Origin of the sequence: Enterobacter chuandaensis (genome assembly GCF_003594915.1) — a bacterium.
Classification (GTDB): Bacteria; Pseudomonadota; Gammaproteobacteria; order Enterobacterales; family Enterobacteriaceae; genus Enterobacter; species Enterobacter chuandaensis.
This window is the reverse complement of record NZ_QZCS01000001.1, coordinates 508203-532536: the sequence shown is the minus strand read 5'-3', so window position 1 is coordinate 532536 and position 24334 is coordinate 508203. Positions and strand designations below refer to the sequence as shown.

Annotated in this window: 18 protein-coding genes; 14 read left to right on the top strand and 4 right to left on the bottom strand. The window is 54.1% G+C overall.

The genetic code is table 11. From position 1 onward, the window contains the following. Nucleotides 1–3 precede the first annotated feature (3 nt). The 7 genes from rarA to D5066_RS02675 all read left to right on the top strand — a co-directional run bounded on the left by rarA (nt 4) and on the right by D5066_RS02675 (nt 8943). Entirely contained in the window at nt 4–1347 is a 1344-nt protein-coding gene (gene rarA, locus D5066_RS02705; protein ID WP_080327710.1) for a replication-associated recombination protein RarA, read from the top strand. A 92-nt stretch (nt 1348–1439) separates the two neighbouring features. Further along, a complete protein-coding gene (gene serS, locus D5066_RS02700; protein WP_080327709.1) occupies nt 1440–2732 on the top strand; it encodes a serine--tRNA ligase in 1293 nt (430 codons plus the stop codon). Nucleotides 2733–2943: 211 nt separating this feature from the next. Next, nucleotides 2944–5388, top strand: coding sequence for a dimethylsulfoxide reductase subunit A (gene dmsA, locus D5066_RS02695; protein WP_119914968.1), 2445 nt, complete (start codon nt 2944–2946; stop codon nt 5386–5388). A 10-nt stretch (nt 5389–5398) separates the two neighbouring features. Continuing rightward, nucleotides 5399–6016 (top strand): DMSO/selenate family reductase complex B subunit, encoded by a 618-nt coding sequence (locus D5066_RS02690; protein WP_119914967.1) that lies wholly within the window; start codon nt 5399–5401, stop codon nt 6014–6016. A 1-nt stretch (nt 6017) separates the two neighbouring features. Next, the gene (locus D5066_RS02685) at nt 6018–6881 is read left to right on the top strand and encodes a dimethyl sulfoxide reductase anchor subunit family protein (protein ID WP_080327707.1); all 864 of its coding nucleotides are present in this window, start codon (nt 6018–6020) and stop codon (nt 6879–6881) included. Nucleotides 6882–7155: 274 nt separating this feature from the next. Continuing rightward, complete coding sequence (locus D5066_RS02680) at nt 7156–8304, top strand: MFS transporter (protein ID WP_045261768.1); 1149 nt, start codon at nt 7156–7158, stop codon at nt 8302–8304. Nucleotides 8305–8427: 123 nt separating this feature from the next. After that, nucleotides 8428–8943, top strand: coding sequence for an anti-virulence regulator CigR family protein (locus D5066_RS02675; protein WP_119914966.1), 516 nt, complete (start codon nt 8428–8430; stop codon nt 8941–8943). 36 nt (nt 8944–8979) lie between these two features. On the opposite strand, the gene pflA is transcribed toward D5066_RS02675, so the two are convergent. The 4 genes from pflA to ycaO all read right to left on the bottom strand — a co-directional run bounded on the left by pflA (nt 8980) and on the right by ycaO (nt 15284). After that, complete coding sequence (gene pflA / locus D5066_RS02670) at nt 8980–9720, bottom strand: pyruvate formate lyase 1-activating protein (protein ID WP_080327704.1); 741 nt, start codon at nt 9718–9720, stop codon at nt 8980–8982. 204 nt (nt 9721–9924) lie between these two features. Continuing rightward, nucleotides 9925–12207 (bottom strand): formate C-acetyltransferase, encoded by a 2283-nt coding sequence (pflB, locus tag D5066_RS02665; protein WP_080327703.1) that lies wholly within the window; start codon nt 12205–12207, stop codon nt 9925–9927. 52 nt (nt 12208–12259) lie between these two features. Continuing rightward, a complete protein-coding gene (gene focA / locus D5066_RS02660) occupies nt 12260–13117 on the bottom strand; it encodes a formate transporter FocA (protein WP_028012564.1) in 858 nt (285 codons plus the stop codon). Between the two features lie 406 nt (nt 13118–13523). Next, a complete protein-coding gene (gene ycaO, locus D5066_RS02655; RefSeq protein WP_165853319.1) occupies nt 13524–15284 on the bottom strand; it encodes a 30S ribosomal protein S12 methylthiotransferase accessory factor YcaO in 1761 nt (586 codons plus the stop codon). Nucleotides 15285–15411: 127 nt separating this feature from the next. Between ycaO and D5066_RS02650 the strand changes: the two genes are divergently transcribed. The 7 genes from D5066_RS02650 to D5066_RS02620 all read left to right on the top strand — a co-directional run bounded on the left by D5066_RS02650 (nt 15412) and on the right by D5066_RS02620 (nt 24299). After that, a complete protein-coding gene (locus D5066_RS02650; protein WP_080327700.1) occupies nt 15412–16104 on the top strand; it encodes a DUF421 domain-containing protein in 693 nt (230 codons plus the stop codon). 162 nt (nt 16105–16266) lie between these two features. Next, nucleotides 16267–17355: a 3-phosphoserine/phosphohydroxythreonine transaminase gene (gene serC, locus D5066_RS02645; RefSeq protein WP_080327699.1), complete on the top strand. Its 1089-nt coding sequence runs from the start codon at nt 16267–16269 to the stop codon at nt 17353–17355. Nucleotides 17356–17424: 69 nt separating this feature from the next. Next, nucleotides 17425–18708, top strand: a complete 1284-nt coding sequence (gene aroA, locus D5066_RS02640) for a 3-phosphoshikimate 1-carboxyvinyltransferase (protein WP_119914964.1) — start codon at nt 17425–17427, stop codon at nt 18706–18708. A 185-nt stretch (nt 18709–18893) separates the two neighbouring features. Then, on the top strand, nt 18894–19577 hold the full coding sequence (gene cmk, locus D5066_RS02635) for a (d)CMP kinase (RefSeq protein WP_013097305.1): 684 nt from the start codon (nt 18894–18896) through the stop codon (nt 19575–19577). Between the two features lie 111 nt (nt 19578–19688). Next, nucleotides 19689–21362: a 30S ribosomal protein S1 gene (gene rpsA / locus D5066_RS02630; protein ID WP_008499966.1), complete on the top strand. Its 1674-nt coding sequence runs from the start codon at nt 19689–19691 to the stop codon at nt 21360–21362. Nucleotides 21363–21532: 170 nt separating this feature from the next. Continuing rightward, complete coding sequence (gene ihfB, locus D5066_RS02625) at nt 21533–21820, top strand: integration host factor subunit beta (protein WP_008499965.1); 288 nt, start codon at nt 21533–21535, stop codon at nt 21818–21820. Nucleotides 21821–22034: 214 nt separating this feature from the next. Further along, nucleotides 22035–24299 carry a ComEC family protein gene (locus D5066_RS02620; RefSeq protein ID WP_119914963.1) on the top strand — a complete coding sequence of 755 codons (2265 nt, stop codon included), beginning with the start codon at nt 22035–22037 and terminating at the stop codon, nt 24297–24299. The last annotated feature ends 35 nt before the right edge of the window (nt 24300–24334 follow it).

Sequence of the window (24334 nt, the reverse complement as noted above, 5' to 3'; positions counted from 1 at the left end):
TGAGTGAGCAATCTGTCGCTCGATTTTTCAGATAATGCGTTTCAACCTCTGGCCGCCCGTATGCGGCCAGAAAATTTAGCGCAGTACATCGGTCAGCAGCATCTGCTGGCTGCGGGGAAACCCTTGCCGCGCGCCATTGAGGCCGGGCATCTGCACTCGATGATCCTCTGGGGGCCACCCGGCACCGGCAAAACAACCCTCGCTGAAGTGATCGCCCGCTATGCTAATGCGGACGTTGAGCGCATCTCGGCGGTGACGTCGGGCGTGAAGGAGATCCGCGAGGCGATCGAGCGGGCACGCCAAAACCGCAATGCCGGGCGCCGCACCATTCTTTTTGTCGATGAAGTCCACCGCTTCAACAAGAGCCAGCAGGATGCGTTCCTGCCGCATATTGAAGACGGCACGATCTTTTTCATCGGCGCGACCACCGAAAACCCGTCGTTTGAACTCAACTCCGCGCTGCTTTCCCGCGCCCGCGTCTACCTGCTTAAATCCCTGACCACAGAGGATATCGAAAAGGTTCTGACTCAGGCGATGGAGGATAAGGCGCGCGGCTACGGCGGGCAGGATATCGTTCTGCCTGACGACACGCGTCGGGCGATTGCGGAACTGGTCAACGGCGATGCGCGCCGCGCGCTGAACACGCTGGAAATGATGGCCGATATGGCCGAAGTGGATGATGCCGGAAAGCGGGTGCTGAAGCAGGAGCTGCTGACCGAAATAGCTGGTGAACGCAGCGCGCGTTTTGATAACAAAGGCGATCGTTTTTACGACCTGATCTCGGCGCTGCATAAGTCCGTGCGCGGCAGCGCCCCGGATGCGGCGCTCTACTGGTACGCACGTATTATCACCGCGGGTGGCGATCCCCTGTATGTGGCGCGTCGCTGTCTGGCGATTGCGTCAGAAGATGTCGGTAATGCCGATCCGCGTGCCATGCAGGTCGCTATCTCTGCATGGGACTGCTTCACCCGCGTCGGGCCAGCGGAAGGCGAACGCGCCATTGCACAGGCGATTGTCTATCTGGCCTGCGCGCCGAAAAGTAATGCGGTCTATACCGCTTTCAAAGCGGCGATGTCGGATGCGCGCGAGCGCCCGGACTACGATGTGCCGGTTCATCTGCGTAATGCGCCAACCAAACTGATGAAAGAGATGGGCTACGGGCAGGAGTATCGCTACGCGCACGACGAGCCCAACGCCTACGCTGCCGGGGAGGAATATTTCCCGCAGGAGATGGCACAAACGCGCTATTATCACCCCACAAACAGAGGTCTTGAAGGCAAGATTGGTGAAAAGCTCACCTGGCTCGCCGGACAGGATCAAAATAGCCCTATAAAACGCTACCGTTAGTTCAATCGTTGCGGTAATGTTGGCAATGTATCCTTGTGGCCGCAGGCTGTGGTCACATTTTCCTATTTTAATTCGATAAGCACAGGATAAGCATGCTCGATCCCAATCTGCTGCGTAATGAGCCAGACGCAGTCGCTGAAAAACTGGCACGCCGGGGCTATAAGCTGGATGTAGATAAGCTGCGCGCTCTTGAAGAGCGTCGTAAAGTTCTGCAGGTACAAACTGAAAATCTGCAGGCAGAGCGTAACTCTCGATCGAAATCCATTGGCCAGGCGAAAGCGCGCGGGGAAGATATTGAGCCATTACGCCTGGAAGTGAACAAGCTGGGTGAAGAACTGGATCAGGCAAAAGCGGAACTGGACGTTCTTCAGGCCGAAATTCGTGATATCGCTCTGGCTATCCCGAACATTCCTGACGACAGCGTGCCAGTCGGCAAAGACGAAAACGACAACGTTGAAGTGAAACGCTGGGGCACGCCTCGCGAGTTCGACTTCGAGGTTCGCGATCACGTGACGCTGGGCGAAATGCACGCAGGGCTGGACTTTGCGGCGGCGGTTAAGCTGACCGGTTCTCGCTTCGTGGTGATGAAGGGCCAGATTGCCCATCTGCACCGCGCGCTGGCGCAGTTCATGCTGGATCTGCACACCGAGCAGCATGGCTACAGCGAAACCTACGTTCCGTATCTGGTTAACCACGATACGTTGTACGGTACGGGCCAGCTGCCGAAATTTGCCGGCGATCTGTTCCATACCCGTCCGCTGGACGAGGAAGCAGACAGCAGCAACTATGCGCTGATCCCAACCGCGGAAGTGCCGCTGACCAACCTCGTGCGTGACGAGATCATTGACGAAGACGATCTGCCAATCAAGCTGACGGCACACTCACCATGCTTCCGTTCTGAAGCCGGTTCTTACGGTCGTGACACCCGTGGTCTGATCCGTATGCACCAGTTCGACAAAGTTGAGATGGTGCAGATTGTTCGTCCTGAAGAGTCCATGGACGCGCTGGAAGAGATGACCGGCCACGCGGAAAAAGTGCTGGAGCTACTGGGCCTGCCGTATCGCCGTATGGCGCTGTGCACCGGTGACATGGGCTTTGGTGCCTGCAAAACCTTCGACCTGGAAGTCTGGGTGCCTGCGCAGAACACCTACCGTGAAATCTCCTCCTGCTCTAACGTCTGGGATTTCCAGGCGCGCCGCATGCAGGCACGCTGCCGCAGCAAATCTGACAAGAAAACCCGTCTGGTGCATACCCTGAACGGTTCTGGTCTGGCTGTTGGCCGTACCCTGGTTGCCGTGCTGGAAAACTACCAGCAGGCAGATGGTCGTATCGAGATCCCTGAAGTGCTGCGTCCATACATGAAAGGCCAGCAGTACATCGGCTAATTCTTTGCCTCACAACAAAAAAGCGCCTTCGGGCGCTTTTTTTATGCCTCTGAATTGACACGACGCAATACCCCCTCCCTCTAAAGTAGTAATACTCCTCCGAATGAAAGTCAGCATAAAACGCTGATTACGAAGAAATTCGTTATTTATAAAACTATATAGCGGTTTGTGCCGCCTCTCTTTTCTTTGTGAGCAACCAAAGTGAGTCTCTATGAAAATCAAAGCGCCTGAAGCGTTAATGGCTGCCGAGGTCACTCGCCGTGGGTTGATGAAAACCACGGCAATAGGCGGCCTGGCTGTAGCCAGCAGCGCCTTCACGCTCCCTTTTACCCGGCTGGCGTCGGCGGCGGATGCACTATCCTCAGCCGCAGCTCCGGAAAAAGTGGTGTGGAGTGCGTGTACCGTAAACTGCGGTAGCCGTTGTCCGCTGCGTATGCATGTGGTGGATGGCGAAATTAAGTATGTCGAAACCGACAACACCGGGGACGATAACTACGAAGGGTTACACCAGGTTCGCGCCTGCCTGCGCGGTCGTTCCATGCGTCGCCGCGTCTATAACCCGGATCGTCTGAAATACCCAATGAAGCGTGTCGGTAAACGTGGGGAAGGGAAGTTCGAGCGCATTAGCTGGGACGAAGCCTACGACATTATCGCCACCAACATGCAGCGCCTGATCAAAGAGTACGGCAACGAGTCCATCTACCTGAACTATGGCACCGGGACGCTGGGCGGCACGCTGACCCGCTCCTGGCCACCGGGTAAAACGCTGGTCGCGCGTCTGATGAACTGCTGCGGCGGTTATCTCAACCACTACGGCGACTACTCTTCCGCACAGATTGCCGCGGGCCTGAATTATACCTACGGCGGCTGGGCCGACGGCAACAGCCCGTCCGATATCGAAAACAGTAAGCTGGTCGTCCTGTTCGGTAACAACCCGGGTGAAACACGCATGAGCGGCGGCGGGGTAACCTACTACCTCGAACAGGCCCGAGCTAAGTCCAATGCCCGCATGATCATTATCGATCCGCGCTATACCGACACCGGTGCCGGGCGTGAAGATGAATGGATCCCAATCCGTCCGGGTACCGATGCGGCACTGGTTTCCGCGCTGGCGTGGGTGATGATCACTGAAAATCTCGTCGATCAGCCATTCCTTGATAAATACTGCGTCGGTTATGACGAGAAAACCCTGCCAGCCAGTGCTCCTGCCAATGGTCACTACAAGGCGTATATTCTCGGCCAGGGGAGCGACGGGGTAGCGAAAACGCCGGAGTGGGCGTCCACCATCACCGGTATTCCGGCTGAGCGTATTGTTCAGCTGGCGCGTGAGATTGGGTCAGCTAAACCGGCTTACATCAGCCAGGGTTGGGGACCGCAGCGTCATGCGAATGGTGAAATCGCCACCCGCGCCATCTCCATGCTCTCCATTCTGACCGGCAACGTCGGCATTCATGGCGGTAACACCGGCGCGCGCGAAGGTTCTTATGAAGTGCCGTTTGAGCGTATGCCGACGCTGGATAACCCGGTTCAGACCAGCATCTCCATGTTTATGTGGACGGATGCGATTGAACGTGGTCCGGAAATGACCGCCCTGCGCGACGGTGTGCGTGGTAAGGACAAGCTGGATGTACCGATCAAGATGATCTGGAACTACGCCGGTAATTGTCTCATCAACCAGCACTCGGAAATCAACCGCACCCATGAAATCCTGCAGGACGACAAGAAGTGCGAGATGATTGTGGTGATCGACTGCCACATGACCTCCTCGGCAAAATATGCCGATATTCTGCTGCCGGACTGCACCGCCTCCGAGCAGATGGATTTCGCGCTGGATGCGTCCTGCGGCAACATGTCCTACGTGATCTTTACCGACCAGGCCATCAAGCCGCGCTTCGAGTGCAAAACCATCTATGAGATGACCTCCGAGCTGGCGAAACGTCTTGGCGTTGAACAGCAATTTACCGAGGGACGCACGCAGGAAGGGTGGATGCGCCATCTGCACGAACTCTCTCGTAAAGCGATTCCTGACCTGCCGGACTTCGATACCTTCCGCAAGCAGGGCATGTACAAGCAGCGTGACCCGGAAGGGCATCACGTGGCGTATAAAGCGTTCCGTGAAGATCCGCAGGCGAATCCGCTAACCACGCCGTCGGGCAAAATCGAAATCTACTCCGAAGCGCTGGCAAAAATCGCATCGACCTGGGAGCTGCCGGAAGGCGATGTTATCGATCCGCTGCCGATCTACACGCCGGGGTTCGAAAACTATAACGATCCGCTGACGGCGAAATTCCCGCTGCAGCTGACCGGTTTCCACTACAAAGCGCGCGTGCACTCCACCTACGGCAACGTCGACGTACTGAAAGCCGCCTGCCGTCAGGAGATGTGGATCAACCCGATGGATGCCAAAGCACGTGGTATCAGCAATGGGGATCGCGTGCGTATCTTCAACGGTCGCGGCGAGGTGCACATTGAAGCCAAAGTGACACCGCGCATGATGCCTGGCGTAGTGGCGCTGGGGGAAGGGGCCTGGTACAGCCCGGATGCCAACCGCATCGACCAGGCAGGCAGTATCAACGTCCTGACCACGCAGCGTCCGTCGCCGCTGGCGAAAGGCAACCCGTCTCACACAAACCTTGTCCAGGTTGAAAAGGTTTAAGGAGTAACCGATGACAACCCAGTATGGATTTTTCATTGATTCCAGCCGTTGCACCGGGTGCAAAACCTGCGAGCTGGCCTGTAAAGATTACAAAGATCTCACTCCGGACGTGAGCTTCCGCCGCATTTACGAATACGCCGGGGGCGACTGGCAGGAAGATAACGGCGTCTGGCATCAGAACGTTTTTGCCTATTACCTCTCGATTGCCTGCAACCACTGCGAAGATCCGGCCTGCACGAAGGTGTGCCCGAGCGGGGCGATGCACAAGCGCGAGGATGGTTTTGTCGTGGTGGATGAAGATGTGTGCATCGGCTGCCGCTACTGCCATATGGCGTGCCCGTATGGCGCACCGCAGTACAACGAAGCCAAAGGGCATATGACCAAATGCGACGGCTGCCACAGCCGCGTCGCGGACGGCAAAAAGCCAATCTGCGTCGAGTCCTGCCCGCTGCGCGCGCTGGATTTTGGGCCGATAGAAGAGCTACGTCAAAAGCATGGTCAGCTTGCCGCTGTGGCACCGCTGCCGTCAGCGCACTTTACGAAGCCAAGTATTGTGATTAAACCTAACGCCAACAGCCGTCCGACGGGTGACACCACCGGCTACCTGGCAAACCCGAAGGAGGTGTGAGATGGGAAGTGGATGGCATGAATGGCCGCTGATGATCTTCACGGTCTTTGGGCAGTGCGTAGTGGGCGGCTTCATTGTTCTGGCGCTCGCGCTGTTAAAAGGGAACCTCAATGCCGAACAGCAGCAGCGTTTAGTGTTGAGCATGTTTGGCCTGTGGGTGCTGATGGGGATTGGATTTATCGCGTCTACGCTGCACCTGGGCTCACCGATGCGCGCGTTTAACTCTCTGAACCGCGTAGGGGCGTCGTCGCTCAGTAACGAAATTGCCAGCGGGGCAATCTTCTTTGCCGTCGGCGGGCTGGGCTGGCTGCTGGCTGCGCTGAAGAAATTGCCTGCGGGCCTGCGCAGCCTGTGGCTGATCGTGACGATGGTGCTGGGCGTGGTGTTCGTGTGGATGATGGTGCGGGTCTACAACACCATAGATACCGTCCCAACCTGGTACAGCGTCTGGACGCCGATGAGCTTCTTCCTGACGATGTTTATCGGCGGGCCGCTGCTGGGCTACCTGCTGCTGCGCGTTGCGGGGGTAGACGGTTGGGCAATGCGTTTGCTGCCAGCCGTTTCGCTGCTGGCGCTGGTAGTGAGTGCAATGGTCGCCCTGATGCAGGGAGCGGAACTGGCTACGATTCACAGCTCTATCCAGCAGGCTTCTGCGCTCGTGCCGGACTACGGTTCGCTGATGGCCTGGCGTGTGGTGTTGCTGGCAGCTGCGCTGGTGTGCTGGATCGCCCCTCAGCTTAAAGGTTATCAGCCTGCACTGCCGCTCCTGTCACTGGCTTTTGTGCTGGTGCTGGCAGGGGAGTTAATTGGTCGCGGTGTGTTTTACGGCCTGCATATGACGGTCGGTATGGCTATCGCCAGCTAATTTCATTTTTCGTTATAAAAAGCCGGGACATAGCGCCCGGCTTTTTCTTTTTCATTCATGAAATTTTTCGACTGTCGTTTTGTTTTAATTTCGGCCATTAATAAATAAAAACATATACATAATTAATATCTATAGCAGGCGTTGCATTAGCAGGATAAGTTTTTTAAATCGACGGAGAACATATTGTGCGAGCCGGCTAAATCAGTGGATTGACTTTGTTTTTGCCAGTGGCATGATGCGCACGAAATCTGAACTTCCTCACGGTTTTTAATCCATGACCACCTATACCCGGCCAGTGCTTCTGTTGCTCTGTGGCCTGCTTCTGTTGACCCTGGCGATCGCGGTGTTAAATACGCTCGTCCCGCTGTGGCTCGCCCATGAAAACTTACCGACCTGGCAGGTGGGTATGGTTAGCTCGTCCTTTTTTACCGGGAACCTGCTGGGCACATTATTAACCGGTAGCCTGATTAAGCGCTTTGGCTTTAATCGCAGTTATTACCTGGCCTCGCTGATTTTTGCTGCCGGATGCGCCGGTCTGGGTCTGATGGTGGGTTTCTGGAGCTGGATGGCGTGGCGTTTTATCGCCGGTGTCGGCTGCGCAATGATTTGGGTGGTGGTTGAAAGTGCGCTGATGTGCAGCGGCACCTCCCGCAACCGCGGACGCCTGCTGGCGGCCTATATGATGGTTTACTATGTCGGTACCGTGCTGGGTCAACTGATGGTCAGCAAGCTGCCAACCGACCTGATGAGCGTGCTGCCATGGGTAACCGGTATGGTGCTGGCCGCGATCCTGCCGCTGCTCTTTACGCGCATTGTGAACCAGAACAGCGAACATCAGGAAGCGACCCACGTCTGGCCGATGCTGAGACTGCGTCAGGCGCGTCTGGGCGTTAACGGCTGCATTATCTCGGGAATTGTACTGGGCTCGCTCTATGGCCTGATGCCGCTCTACCTGAATCATCAGGGCGTCAGCGATTCCGGAATTGGTTTCTGGATGGCGGTGATGGTCAGTGCAGGTATTGTGGGGCAATGGCCGATTGGCCGTCTGGCGGACCGCTTTGGTCGTCTGCTGGTGCTACGCGTTCAGGTCTTCGTGGTGATCATGGGATGCCTTGCAATGCTCAGCAATGCCGCCATGGCGCCTGCGCTGTTTATTCTGGGTGCTGCAGGCTTCACGCTCTATCCGGTCGCGATGGCCTGGGCCTGCGAGAAAGTTGAACATCACCAGTTGGTGGCAATGAACCAGGCGCTGTTATTAAGCTATACCATCGGCAGCCTGCTGGGACCGACGTTTACCGCCATGCTCATGCAAAATTATTCCGATAATTTGCTGTTTATCATGATCGCCAGCGTCTCATTTATTTATCTCCTGATGCTGCTGCGCAAAGCGGGCGAGCATCCAACCCCTGTGGCTCATGCCTGATGATAAAAAAGCCTGTCGATGACAGGCTTTTTTGTCCCTGTCACATATAAGACTTTTACTCATTGTTTGTTTTTCCCGCCTGGCGATAATTCAAATGAGTTCTACCACTAAAAGGCAGCAATCATGTCTACACGTCGTTTTTCCACTACCGCACTTGCCGTAGTGTTGTCTTTAACGTTTGCAACGGCTCCGGTCATGGCTAATCCTGGTAACGGGAATGGCGGTGGTCACGGAAACAGTGGCGGACAGGGTAATAGCGGCAATCATGGTAATTCCGGTAATCATGGTAATAAGCAAAATAACGGTCAGGATAACCCAGGAAAATCGGACAAGAGCTTTAAAAACAGCAAAGATGTTGGTAATGACGTCGACGCTCGCGTGAGCTTTGATCATGCCCGTCATCTGGCACTGAATTATGGCTTAACGGGCTATGACTCTCTGCCTCCGGGGATTGCGAAAAACCTCGCCCGTGGTAAACCGCTTCCTCCGGGCATTGCGAAGAAAACTGTGCCAGCGTCTATGCTCGGCCAGCTTCCTTCCTACCCGGGCTATGAATGGCGAGTGGTCGGCGACGACCTCGTCTTAATTGCGCTGAGTACGGCGATTGTGACCTCCGTTATTAACGGCGTCTTTAAATAGAATATAAAAAGGCCCGGTTCTTACCGGGCCTTCTCTTTAATACATGACCTTGTGGCCATACTGCTCAAGAATACCTTTCACGCGTTCCATCGTCTCTTTTTTCGGCGGCTTCACGCCATCGAGTTTGTACTCTTCGCCCATCGCCACCCATTTATGTTTACCCAGCTCGTGATAGGGCAGAAGCTCAATTTTTTCGACGTTGCCCATGTCGCGGGTAAATTCACCCAGGCGGTGCGCGGAGTCGTCGTCATCTGACCAGCCGGGAACAACCACGTAGCGGATCCAGGTTTTAATGCCTTTGTCGGCAATGTATTTGGCAAACTCCAGCGTGCGGTGGTTGGAAACACCGACCAGGTTCTGGTGGATCTCATCGTTCATCTGTTTGAGATCGAGCATCACCAGATCGGTCACGTCGAGCAGTTCATCAATAACCGGATCGTAGCGGCGTACAAAGCCGTTGGTATCGAGGCAGGTATGAATACCTTCTTTGCGGCAAGCGCGGAACCAGTCGCGGACAAACTCAGCCTGAAGAATGGCTTCACCGCCAGATGCCGTCACGCCACCGCCGGATGCGTTCATAAAGTGGCGATAGGTCACCACCTCTTTCATCAGATCTTCAACGGTAACTTCTTTACCGCCATGGGTATCCCAGGTGTCGCGGTTATGGCAGTACAGGCAGCGCATCAGGCAGCCCTGGAAAAAGGTAATAAAGCGGATCCCTGGGCCATCGACGGTGCCACAGGATTCAAAGGAGTGAATGCGACCAATAGTTGACATTGCGGTGATATCTCCAGCATCGGCCCGTCCGGGGCCTGTGTATGCACAGCTCAAAACCGGCTGTGTTTAAGTCTGTTTTGGCTGATATCCATAGAGTATAGATAGCGGACAAAAGAGACTGAGGTGGAGAGGGTGCTAAAAAGGCCCCACTGACGTGGAGCCTTTATTGTACGCTTTTTAACGCGTGATTTCAGTCAATTCCACTTACATGGACTGAGTGAAAGTACGGGTGATAACGTCCTGCTGCTGTTCTTTAGTCAGGGAGTTAAAACGTACTGCGTAGCCAGATACGCGGATGGTCAGCTGAGGATATTTCTCAGGGTGTTCCATCGCGTCGAGCAGCATTTCACGGTTCATAACGTTCACGTTCAGGTGCTGACCACCTTCGATGGACGCTTCGTGGTGGAAGTAACCATCCATCAGACCCGCGAGGTTAGTTTTACGCACTTCGTCGTCTTTACCCAGCGCGTTTGGCACGATAGAGAAGGTGTAAGAGATACCATCTTTCGCGTAAGCAAACGGCAGTTTTGCAACGGAGGTCAGAGAGGCAACAGCACCTTTCTGGTCACGACCGTGCATTGGGTTAGCACCTGGGCCGAATGGCGCGCCAGCACGACGACCGTCTGGGGTGTTACCGGTTTTCTTACCATACACGACGTTAGAGGTGATGGTCAGAACAGACTGAGTCGGGATAGCGTTACGGTAGGTAGTGAGTTTCTGAATTTTCTTCATGAAACGTTCTACCAGGTCAACCGCCATGTCATCAACGCGAGCGTCGTTGTTACCAAACTGCGGATATTCACCTTCGATTTCGAAGTCTACGGCCAGGCCGTCTTCGTCACGAATTGGTTTAACTTTCGCGTATTTGATTGCAGACAGGGAGTCAGCAGCCACGGACAGACCTGCGATACCACACGCCATGGTGCGAACCACGTCACGGTCGTGCAGCGCCATCAGAGAGGCTTCGTAGCTGTACTTGTCGTGCATGTAGTGGATAACGTTCAGCGCGGTCACGTACTGCTTAGCCAGCCAGTCCATGAAGTGATCCATGCGATCCATGACTTCGTCATAGTTCAGCACGTCGCCTTTAATTGGCTCAGACTTAGGACCAACCTGCATTTTCAGTTTTTCATCAACGCCGCCGTTGATAGCGTACAGCATGGTTTTCGCCAGGTTAGCACGCGCACCGAAGAACTGCATTTGTTTACCAACAACCATTGGGCTTACGCAGCAAGCGATAGCGTAGTCATCGTTGTTGAAGTCAGGGCGCATCAGGTCATCGTTCTCGTACTGCAGAGAAGAGGTGTCGATGGACACTTTAGCGGCGAATTTCTTGAAGTTCAGAGGCAGTTTTTCAGACCACAGAACGGTGATGTTCGGCTCCGGAGAAGGACCCATGGTGTACAGGGTATTCAGGAAGCGGAAGCTGTTTTTGGTTACCAGCGTACGGCCGTCAACGCCCATACCACCGATAGATTCTGTTGCCCAGATTGGGTCACCAGAGAACAGTTCATCATATTCTGGGGTACGCAGGAAGCGAACCATACGCAGTTTCATGACCAGGTGGTCAATCATTTCCTGAGCGTCTTGCTCGGTGATTTTGCCTGCTTTCAGGTCACGTTCGATATATGCATCCAGGAAGGTGGATACGCGACCGAAGGACATTGCTGCACCGTTCTGAGACTTAACCGCAGCCAGGTAGCCGAAGTAGGTCCACTGGATAGCTTCCTGAGCGTTGGTAGCAGGACCAGAGATGTCGCAGCCGTATTTAGCTGCCATTTCTTTGATCTGACCCAGCGCGCGGTGCTGTTCAGCAATTTCTTCACGCAGACGGATAGTCGCTTCCAGGTTTACGCCGTTTTCCAGGTCGGACTGCAGGGAAACGAACTGCGCGTATTTGTCTTTCATCAGGAAGTCGATACCGTACAGCGCAACGCGACGGTAGTCACCAATGATACGGCCACGGCCATACGCATCTGGTAGACCAGTCAGAACACCGGATTTACGGCAGTTCAGAATGTCTTTGGTGTAAACATCGAATACGCCCTGGTTATGGGTTTTGCGGTATTCGGTGAAGATTTTTTTCAGCATTGGGTCCAGCTCGCGGTTATACGCTTTGCAGGAACCTTCAACCATTTTGATACCACCGAACGGGATGATTGCGCGTTTCAGTGGTGCTTCAGTTTGCAGACCAACGATTTTCTCAAGGGCTTTGTTGATGTAGCCAGCATCGTGAGAAGTGATGGTGGATGCAACGGAGGTGTCAAAATCAACTGGCGCGTGAGTGCGGTTTTCCAGTTTAACGCCTTCCATTACGCTGTCCCACAGCTTGGTGGTTGCGTCAGTTGCACCAGCCAGGAAGGATTCGTCACCTTCATACGGGGTATAGTTTTTCTGAATGAAGTCACGGACGTTTACTTCATTCTGCCAGTCACCTTTCGCAAAACCTTCCCAGGCTGTGGCTAACTTTTCATTAAGCTCGGACATGTAACACCTACCTTCTTAAGTGGATTTTTTATTTTACTGCCTGAGACAACCATTAATGATGGTCGCCGCCACGCAGGTAAATGACCCAGTATGTCAACCCAACTAACAGACCCCCACCGATAATGTTCCCGATAGTGACGGGGATCAGGTTATCAGTAATGAAATTCATAATAGTCAGGTGTGAGAAACTTTCCGGGGATGAACCAACTGCGGTCCAGAACTCCGGGCTTGCAAAGTTGCGGATAACAATCCCCATTGGGATCATGAACATATTCGCAATACTGTGCTCAAAGCCGCTGGCAACAAACATCGCAACCGGCAGAACCATAATCATGGCTTTATCCATCAGGCTACGACCAGAGTAGCTCATCCAGACCGCCAGGCAGACCATCAGGTTTGCGAGGATGCCGAGAGCAACGGCTTCGATAAATGTATGGTGCATTTTGTGGTCAGCGGTTTGCAGGACATTAAGCCCCCAGCCACCGTTGGCGGTCATATACTCGCCAGAGAGCCACATCAACAGAACAAAGAGCAGACAGCCAATCAGGTTACCAACGTAGACGTTAAGCCAGTTGCGCGCCAGTTGACCCCAGGTAATTCTTCCGCTGGCTTTCGCCACAACAATCAGCACCGTTGAGGTGAAGAGGTCGGCGCCGCAAATGACGCAGAGAATCAGACCCAGTGAGAAGCAAATGCCGCCAATCAGTTTGGCCATGCCGAAAGGCATTCCGGCAGTACCGGTGGTGGCGGTGATGTAGAAGACGAACGCGATAGAGATGAACACACCGGCCGTGATCGCCAGATAGAACGTCTTCATCGGGTGTTTCGTTGCTTTATAGACACCCGCTTCTTCGGCAACTTTTGCCATCGCGGCGGGGAGTAAAAGATCAAAAGGGTTGTCAGCTTTCACACTAACTCTCTCTTTATTAAGTCGGCGACGAGATACTAACAAAGCATTATAGAAGAGAAATTGATATAGATCATATCTCGCCTGGCTTATAGGCCCGCAGTATGTATGGTTTTACAACAAATGCGGAGTAAGTATTTGATTATCCGTATAAAAATAAATTTTAAAAGTTATGAAAAGAGTTGAATTTTTTCGTTCGGCCCCCTTCGAAACAGTTAATTAATATGGAGTATTAACCATAAAAAGTAACAATAAAGCCCGGCTAAATATTATTATATTTACCCATGTTTAACTTTATTATTACAATCAACAATCATTGCCGAAAAAAATAAAAAAAGGGGCAATGAAATTGCCCCGTAATATAGCCCAGACGATTGAATACGCCTACAGCCGTTAATGTTATATGCGCTTATTTTGACCAGTAAGCGGCTTTCGCCTTCTGCAATTTCTCATAGGCGTTGAGCAGAGACTGATGAGCCGGGAAGGCCTTCAGATCGCTATCAACCGCCTGCAGACCATAGAACGGCTCTTCACCGCTCAGCGCCGCGCTGGCGGCTTCAACTGCTTCTGCACCGTACATGCGTACGAAGGCGTTCAGATACTGCAATGGCTCACGATCGTCTTCCTGTGCAAGCAGCAGCAGGGTTTGCAGGCAGCGATAGTAGTTGGTGCGCTCTGCAGAGAAGACCGACTGGTTAAACTCCATGGTCCATTCGGTCCAGGCCAGGGCCTGATCCAGATCGCCGCCGGCGAGGGCCAGCATCGCTTTCAGCTCACCGATACGCAGCGTGTACCAGCCGTTGTCCTTACCGGTCGCCAGACCCAGCAGTTCGCGCACGCGGGTGAAGTCATCGTGGCCTTCATCGTCCAGCTGGGCGATCAGGTTGAGATAATCTTCTTTTTCCCACTCGCTGCCCGGCAGGGAGAGTAGAGTCTCACGCAGGTGCGCGCCCATGCTGTTGTTGGCGAGCCACAGATCTTCCGCCGGGTAGATATCGGACATCCCAGGTACGATGATGCGGCATGCGTAAACGCCCAGGTGTTCGTAGTCGGCAATGTAGACTTCCTGATCTTCGGCGTTGAAGATTGCCATCAGTGTGGCGAACTCTTCTTCAGTGGTACCGGCAAAGCTCCAGTCCACGAACGGATAGTCCGCGTCCTGCTTAAACATATCCCAGGAGATCAAACCGCTGGAGTCGATGAAGTGGGTTTCGAGGTTGGTGTGCTCGGCGACTTCTTCATCGTCAAAGGTTGGCGGAGTAAAGACATCGAGATCTTTCAGACTACGGCCTTGCAGCAGTTCGGTCACGGTACGCTCCAGCGCCACGCCGAAGTCAGGATGCGCGCCGAAGGAGGCGAAGCAGGTGCCGTTAGTCGGGTTAAACAGCACGACGCAGATAACCGGATATTTGCCGCCCAGAGAGCCGTCATACGCAAAGATTGGGAAACCTTCTGCTTCCAGTTTCGCGATGGATTCCACCACACCCGGGTAGCGCGCCAGCACGTCCGCCGGGATCTCCGGCAGGCTGATGGATTCAGCGATGATGCGGTTTTTAATGTGGCGCTCGAACACTTCGGATAGACCCTGCACGCGCGCTTCATTGCGGGTATTACCAGCGGACATGCCGTTGGACACATACAGGTTGCCGACGATATTCATCGGAATATACACGATCTGCTCGTCAGACTGACGGGTGAACGGCAGGGCGCAGATCCCACGCTCTTCATTGCCAGACTGGAGATCGATCAGCATGCTGGCAGTCAGTTCGTTTTCCGGATCGTAGAACGCGCGCAGACGGGCATCCAGAATGCCTTCCGGCAGTTCGTCGTCTTCGGGAAGCGGGAACCATTTTTCATTCGGATAGTGAACGAACGGGCCGTTGGCGATGGTTTCGCCCAGCCAGAAATCGGCGAAGAAATAGTTGGTGGACAGACGCTCAAAATACTCACCCAGCGCAGAAGCCAGCGCCGCTTTTTTGGTTGCGCCTTTACCATTGGTAAAGCACAGCGCACAGTCTTTGTCGCGGATATGCACGGACCAGACGTGAGGCACCGGGTTCAGCCAGGAGGCTTCTTCGATATTAAAGCCCAGGTCGGTCAGTTTCTGCTGGAAGCGAGCGATGGAATCTTCCAGAGCGGCGTCTTTGCCGGGGATAAACGTTTGAGTCATGGCGTTCACTTTTATCGTACGTAAAGCGCGCAATGATACGGGTTTTGCGTGACGGGTGCTATCTCCGGCGAAAATAAATGGCTGGGCTATGCTTACTGTCAGTAACTCACTGTTAAGGCATAGAAAAATGAAAGCATTTGATCTCCAGCGGATGGCGTTTGATAAAGTTCCTCCTGAATTTCTGGGTGAAGTGGCGCTGCGCAGCCTGTACACCTTCGTACTCGTCTTCCTGTTTCTCAAAATTACCGGCCGTCGCGGCGTGCGGCAGATGTCGCTGTTTGAGGTGCTGATCATTCTGACACTGGGCTCGGCGGCAGGGGATGTCGCCTTTTATGACGACGTGCCGATGGTACCGGTGTTTATCGTTTTTGTTTCCCTCGCCTTGCTCTACCGTCTGGTCATGTGGCTGATGTCAAAAAGCGAAAAGCTGGAAGATCTTCTGGAAGGGAAGCCGGTTGTGATTGTGAAGGACGGGCAGCTGGCATGGGAAAATGTGCAAAGCGCCAATATGACCGAGTTTGAGTTCTTTATGGAGCTGCGTCTGAATAGCGTTGAACAGCTCGGGCAGGTGCGGCTGGCGATCATGGAAACCAACGGGCAAATCAGCGTCTATTACTATGCTGACGACGACGTTAAGCCCGGCCTGTGTATCCTGCCGGATATGTTAGTAGAACGGTTCAGGGTGGTACCTGAAACCGGGGAGTATGCATGTATAAAATGTAGTCATGTGGTGGGGATGCATGCGGGCGATCATCAATTATGCCCTCGTTGTGCAAATCCGGAATGGACGAAGGTTAGCCGGGCTAAACGCCTCGTCTGACAGCGATTTTGTCGGTTTTGTGACGACGAGGCGGCAGATTGTTTTGTGTGATGAAGGGCACATTTCCCCGGTCATAAGTTTTAGACATTGCGGCGCGTGTCACTGAATGATAAAACCGATATCCACAGTTATAACTTATGGCTTTTAGCGTGGTGAGGGGAAATGGCTCAAGTCTTTAATTTCAGTTCAGGTCCGGCAATGTTACCGGCAGACGTGCTTAAACAGGCTCAACAGGAACTTTGTGACTGGAACGGTCTCGGTACGTCGGTGATGGAAATCAGCCACCGTGGTAAAGAGTTTATTCAGGTGGCCGAAGAGGCAGAAAAGGATTTTCGCGATCTGCTGAACATTCCCTCGAACTACAAAGTATTGTTCTGCCATGGCGGTGGTCGCGGCCAGTTTGCTGGCGTACCGCTGAATATCCTTGGCGACAAAACGACGGCTGACTACGTTGACGCGGGTTACTGGGCGGCAAGCGCCGTTAAAGAAGCGCACAAATACTGCACGCCGAACGTTATCGACGCCAAAGTGACCGTTGAAGGTCTGCGCGCCGTGAAGCCAATGCGCGAGTGGCAGCTTTCTGATAACGCCGCCTATCTTCACTACTGCCCGAACGAAACCATTGACGGGATTGCCATCGACGAGACGCCAGACTTTGGCAAAGACGTTGTTGTTGCCGCCGACTTCTCCTCCACCATTCTGTCTGCGCCCATTGACGTCAGCCGCTACGGTGTTATCTATGCGGGCGCGCAGAAAAATATCGGTCCTGCTGGCCTGACGATCGTTATTGTGCGTGAAGATCTGCTGGGTAAAGCGCATAAGTCCTGCCCGTCGATTCTCGACTACACCGTGCTGAACGATAATGACTCTATGTTCAACACCCCACCAACGTTTGCCTGGTATCTCTCCGGCCTGGTCTTCAAATGGCTGAAGCAAAACGGCGGCGTGGCGCAGATGGACAAGGTCAATCAGCAGAAAGCCGAGCTGCTGTATGGCGTCATCGACAAGAGCGATTTCTACCGTAACGATGTGGCGAAAGCTAACCGTTCCCGTATGAACGTGCCGTTCCAGCTGGCGGACAGCAGCCTGGACAAAGTGTTCCTTGAGGAGTCCTTCGCGAAAGGCCTGCATGCGCTCAAAGGCCACCGCGTCGTTGGCGGCATGCGTGCCTCCATTTATAACGCAATGCCGCTGGAAGGCGTTAAAGCCCTGACGGATTTCATGATCGACTTCGAACGTCGTCACGGTTAATTTGCTGTTTTTCACCCCCGCAGCGTCCCTGCGGGGTTTTTATTATGTTGAGTTGAGAGTTTAGTTTTCATGGAATCCCTGACGTTACAACCTATCGCGCGGGTAGATGGCACCATCAATCTGCCTGGTTCAAAAAGTGTCTCGAACCGCGCTCTGCTGCTGGCAGCTCTGGCAAACGGCACCACCGTCCTCACCAACCTGCTGGACAGCGATGACGTGCGCCATATGCTCAATGCGCTGAAAGCGTTGGGCGTTCAATATACTCTCTCCGACGATCGTACCCGTTGCGAAGTGACCGGCAACGGCGGCGCGCTGCAAACCAGTGAAGAACTTGAGCTGTTTCTGGGGAACGCCGGTACCGCGATGCGTCCGCTGGCGGCGGCCCTGTGTCTGGGGAGCAACAACATCGTGCTGACCGGCGAGCCGCGCATGAAAGAGCGTCCGATTGGTCACCTGGTGGATGCCCTGCGTCAGGGTGGCGCGCAGATTGACTATCTGGAGCAGGAAAATTATCCGCCACTGCGTCTGCGTGGGGGCTTTACCGGCGGCAACGTCGAGGTTGACGGCAGCGTCTCCAGCCAGTTCCTGACGGCACTGCTGATGACTGCACCGCTGGCACCGCAGGATACGGTCATCACTATCAAGGGTGACCTGGTGTCTAAGCCGTACATTGATATTACCCTGCATCTGATGAAAACCTTCGGTGTGGAGGTGGAAAACCTCGCGTATCAGCGCTTCGTGGTTCGCGGTGCGCAGCAGTATCAGTCTCCGGGTAACTACCTGGTTGAAGGTGACGCTTCATCTGCTTCCTACTTCCTGGCGGCAGGCGCTATTAAAGGCGGTACGGTGAAGGTGACCGGCATTGGCCGCAACAGCGTGCAGGGCGACATTCGTTTTGCTGACGTGCTCGAAAAAATGGGTGCAGTTGTCACCTGGGGCGATGACTTCATCGCCTGTACGCACGGTGAGCTGAACGCCATCGACATGGACATGAACCATATCCCGGATGCGGCGATGACCATTGCCACGGCGGCGCTGTTTGCCGAAGGCACCACCACGCTGCGCAACATCTATAACTGGCGCGTAAAAGAGACGGACCGCCTGTTCGCGATGGCAACCGAGCTGCGTAAAGTCGGTGCTGAGGTGGAAGAGGGCGAAGACTACATTCGCGTCACGCCGCCGGCAAAGCTGCAGTTCGCAGAAATTGGCACCTACAACGATCACCGTATGGCGATGTGTTTCTCGCTGGTGGCGCTGTCCGATACGCCTGTGACCATTCTCGATCCGAAGTGTACGGCGAAAACCTTCCCGGACTACTTCGAGCAGCTGGCGCGCATTAGCACCCTGGCCTGATTACGTTCTGCCGCATCACCCGATGCGGCATTTCCTTACGCTTCCTGACGATCTTTCCCGCTCATTTCTTCTACACTCTGCTTCAATCATTCCGTAATTTGCACGCAAAGGTAACAGTTGCGTACGTTGACGCGTATAATGCGCGGCGTTCATGTTAACGGTATGCCTTGTTTAAGGAGAAAAAGATGACGGCAGTTGCCCCGGTAATCACCATTGATGGGCCGAGTGGCGCAGGGAAAGGTACTCTGTGCAAAGCGATGGCGGAAGCATTGCAATGGCATCTTTTAGATTCGGGAGCAATCTATCGCGTGCTGGCTCTGGCTGCGCTGCATCATCACGTGGATGTCGCCTCTGAAGAAGCGCTGGTACCGCTGGCTGCACATCTGGATGTGCGTTTTGTTTCCACCGATGGCAACCTGGAAGTGATTCTGGAAGGGGAAGACGTGAGCGGCGAAATCCGTACGCAGGAAGTCGCTAATGCGGCCTCCCAGGTGGCCGCTTTCCCACGCGTTCGCGAGGCGCTGCTGCGTCGCCAGCGCGCGTTTCGTGAAGCCCCGGGTCTGATCGCTGACGGACGCGACATGGGAACCGTCGTATTTCCTGATGCGCCAGTAAAAATTTTCCTTGACGCCTCTTCGGAAGAACGTGCTCAACGCCGTATGCTTCAGTTGCAGGAAAAGGGGTTTAGTGTTAACTTTGATCGCCTTTTATCCGAGATAAAAGAGCGCGATGACCGCGATCGTAACCGCGCCGTCGCACCACTTGTTCCTGCAGAAGATGCATTAGTTCTGGATTCAACCAGTTTAACTATTGAGCAAGTGATTGAAAAAGCGCTACAATATGCGCGCCAAAAACTGGCACTCGCGTAATTGCGACCGATTTAGCAGTACCCCCGCTGCAATGGATTGACGGCGGGTATGTGAAACAACCCCATCCGGCACGGAGCCAGGTGGACGTTAATATTAACCTGAAGATTAAACATGACTGAATCTTTTGCTCAACTGTTTGAAGAATCCTTAAAAGAAATCGAAACCCGTCCGGGTTCCATCGTTCGTGGTGTTGTTGTTGCTATCGACAAAGACGTAGTACTGGTTGACGCCGGTCTGAAATCTGAGTCCGCCATTCCGGCTGAGCAGTTCAAAAACGCCCAGGGCGAGCTGGAAATCCAGGTTGGTGACGAAGTTGACGTTGCTCTGGACGCAGTAGAAGACGGCTTCGGCGAAACCCTGCTGTCTCGTGAGAAAGCTAAACGTCACGAAGCATGGATCACGCTGGAGAAAGCTTACGAAGAAGCTGAAACTGTGGTCGGTGTTATCAACGGCAAAGTTAAAGGTGGCTTCACTGTTGAGCTGAATGGTATTCGTGCGTTCCTGCCAGGTTCACTGGTAGACGTTCGTCCAGTCCGTGACACCCTGCACCTCGAAGGCAAAGAGCTTGAGTTCAAAGTAATCAAGCTGGACCAGAAGCGTAACAACGTTGTTGTTTCCCGTCGTGCCGTTATCGAATCCGAAAACAGCGCAGAACGCGATCAGCTGCTGGAAAACCTGCAGGAAGGCATGGAAGTCAAAGGTATCGTTAAGAACCTCACTGACTACGGCGCATTCGTTGACCTGGGCGGCGTTGATGGCCTGCTGCACATCACCGACATGGCGTGGAAACGCGTTAAGCACCCAAGCGAAATCGTGAACGTGGGCGACGAAATCACTGTTAAAGTGCTGAAGTTCGACCGCGAGCGTACTCGTGTATCCCTCGGCCTGAAACAGCTGGGCGAAGATCCATGGGTAGCTATCGCTAAGCGTTACCCAGAAGGTACTAAACTGACTGGTCGCGTAACCAACCTGACCGACTACGGCTGCTTCGTTGAAATCGAAGAAGGCGTTGAAGGCCTGGTGCACGTTTCCGAAATGGACTGGACCAACAAAAACATCCACCCATCCAAAGTTGTTAACGTTGGTGATGTAGTGGAAGTGATGGTTCTGGATATCGACGAAGAACGTCGTCGTATCTCCCTGGGCCTGAAGCAGTGCAAAAACAACCCATGGCAGCAGTTCGCGGAAACCCACAACAAGGGCGACCGTGTTGAAGGTAAAATCAAGTCTATCACTGACTTCGGTATCTTCATCGGCCTGGACGGCGGCATCGATGGCCTGGTTCACCTGTCTGACATCTCCTGGAACGTTGCAGGCGAAGAAGCAGTTCGTGAATACAAAAAAGGCGACGAAATCGCTGCAGTTGTTCTGCAGGTTGACGCAGAGCGTGAGCGTATCTCCCTGGGCGTTAAACAGCTCGCAGAAGATCCGTTCAACAACTGGGTTGCTCTGAACAAGAAAGGCGCAATCGTAAACGGTAAAGTGACTGCAGTTGACGCTAAAGGCGCAACCGTAGAACTGGCTGACGGCGTTGAAGGTTACCTGCGCGCTTCTGAAGCTTCCCGTGACCGCGTTGAAGATGCCACTCTGGTTCTGAACGTAGGCGATGACGTTGAAGCTAAGTTCACCGGTGTTGACCGTAAGAACCGTGCAATCAGCCTGTCTGTTCGTGCTAAAGACGAAGCTGATGAGAAAGATGCAATCGCAACTGTTAACAAACAGGAAGATGCAAACTTCTCTAACAACGCAATGGCTGAAGCTTTCAAAGCAGCTAAAGGCGAGTAATATCAGGTTCTCAGCATCATTTGAGCTGTAACGCATTTACAGCGCGAAGGATGAGGAGCAAACTTGACAGATTGCAGGATTCGTCCTGTAATCAATAACAAAGGGCGGCTACGGCCGCCCTTGTTTAATGAGCTGTTAAGCTAATTGGTTTGAAAGGAACCGGAGGAATCATGACCAAGTCAGAGTTGATTGAAAGACTTGCCAGTCAGCAACCGCATATCCCTGCCAAGGCAGTGGAAGATGCCGTAAAAGAGATGCTGGAGCATATGGCCTCCACTCTTGCCCAGGGCGAGCGCATTGAAATCCGCGGTTTCGGTAGTTTTTCTCTGCACTATCGTGCTCCACGTACCGGGCGTAACCCGAAAACTGGCGATAAAGTCGAGCTGGAAGGTAAGTACGTTCCACACTTTAAGCCGGGTAAAGAACTGCGCGATCGCGCCAATATTTACGGCAACTGAGTTTAGCCAGCGGGTTAAACTGGGTTCGAAAGAAAGCACCTGCGGGTGCTTTTTTTGTCTCCGTCGCTACCATTCTGAAGGTGTCTCGCAATTTCAGTTGTGTTTGCTGCAACGCGCTAAAAACCCTGCAGCGCTTGCTGTAGATTGCATTTTTCATACCTGACACTCCGCTCGACCTGCCCGCATACTGCCACCCTGAAACAGGGAGGTAGCAATGGGAATTCCCGCTTTAGGTATATGCGCCATTCTGGCAATAGCCCCATTACTTTGGTTACCTGAACTGCCATCGCGTTATACCGTGTGGATAATGATGGCTGGTGGGGTTGCACTGGCCGCATGCCAAAACGTACGGCTGAAGTATGTGGGGATGACGCTGTTATTTTGTGTGTGGGGTATTCTGGCCGCGAAGGAGAGCGTCTGGCCGATGCAGCATTTAACCACCGGTGCTGTGCAGGCTGAGGTAGAGATCACCGCCACCGATGGCGCAACTCAGCATCAGGGAAACATTCTCCGCGTCGACGGTCAACGCTGGTGGGGCTCTACTGGCGTTACGCTGTATGGCAATTATCTGCCGCAGGAAGCGTGTCCCGGTCAGCGCTGGGCGATGACGCTCAGGCTCAGGCCTGCACACGGTGAACTGAATGACGGAGGGTATGATCCCCAGCGCAGCGCGATTGCTCGCCATCAGACGCTAAGCGGACGCTTCACCCATGCCGAACTCGTCGACGGGCGCTGCAGCCTGCGCGCGCAATATCTGACGTCGCTGCAAAACCGACTTTCATCTTATCGCTGGAGCGAGGTTATTCTCGGGCTGGGGATGGGGGAGCGTCTGGATGTATCCCGGGAAATAAAAGACCTGATGCGTGAAACCGGCACGCTGCATTTGATGGCGATTTCGGGGCTGCATATCGCGCTGGCGGCCTCCATCGTCTGGTTACTTGCCCGTGGGATCCAGTTTTTATTACCCTGCCACCGGGTTAACTGGCGCATGCCTCTGCTGGCCGGGGTGTTCTTTGCCGCTTTCTACGCCTGGCTGACCGGATTGCAACCTCCCGCGCTCCGAACGGTGATTGCCCTCGCTGTGCTGGCGGCGCTGCGGATCGGTGCCAGGCAATGGTCTCCCTGGCAGGTGTGGATCTGCTGTGTCGCGGCGATCCTGGTGAGCGATCCCTTAGCCATACTTTCGCAGAGTCTGCTTCTGTCTGCATTTGCCGTCGCCGCGCTGATTTTCTGGTTTCAGTGGTTGCCTCTTCCCCACCGGCAGTGGGCTCGCCGGATACGTCCGCTGCTGAACCTGATCTCTCTGCAGGCTGGCATGTTGCTACTTCTCATGCCGCTACAGGTTCTGATTTTCCATGGCTTCAGTATTTCCTCTCTGGTTGCAAACCTCTTTGCCGTTCCGCTGGTAACGTTTGTCTGCGTACCGCTGATTTTGCTCGGCATGCTGCTTCATCTGCTGCCGCTGGCGGGGCTGGAAAGCACCATCTGGTATGCAACAGATACGTCACTTTCGGGGCTATTCTGGCTGCTGATGCGCCTGCCTGACGGCTGGCAGAGTGTTGATCAACGCTGGCAGTACATGACGTTACTGCCCTGGCTTATCCTCATCGGCTGGCGTTTCCGCGCCTGGAAAACCGTCCCTGCCGTTTGTCTGGCTGGAAGTGTCTTACTGACATTCCCACTCTGGCGCACGGTGAAAAGCGACGCCTGGACGCTCCATATGCTGGACGTGGGGCAGGGGCTGGCAATGGTCATTGAACGGCAGGGAAAAGCCATTCTTTACGATACCGGACTTGCCTGGCCGGGCGGGGATAGCGCACAGCGGTTAATTATTCCATGGCTGCGCTGGCATCATCTGCAACCAGAAGGCGTTATTCTCAGCCATGAGCATCTCGATCACGCGGGAGGCCTCGCATCGCTGCAAAAAACGTGGCCTGAGATGTGGGTGAGAAGTACATTGCGCCTGGCGGAACATCGCCCCTGTTTTCGCGGGCAGAAATGGCGCTGGCAGGGGTTAACCTTCACCGTTCACTGGCCCCCTGAAAATTATCCGGCTCAGGGTAACAATCACTCCTGCGTAGTAAAAATTGACGACGGTGGGCAGAGCGTTCTGCTGACGGGAGACATTGAAGCGCAAGCAGAACAGGCTATGCTTAGCCATTACTGGCAGCATCTGAGGTCCACCCTCATACAGGTACCTCACCATGGCAGCAATACCTCTTCGTCATTGCCGCTGGTGCAGCGGGTGGAGGGAGAGATTGCTCTGGATTCTGCGGCTCGCTATAACGCATGGCGATTTCCGTCGGCTAAAGTGGTCCGGCGCTATCGAAAAGAGGGGTATATCTGGCACGATACCCCCCATGCCGGACAAATATCAGTGACATTCTCGCAACATCGCTGGCAAATCCGGCGCGTGCGGGAGCAATTTTTACCGCCCTGGTATCATCAGTGGTTTGGCGCGCCCGTAGATAACGGGTAGAATATGCGGCTATTTCAACAAATGCTGGTTTTTTG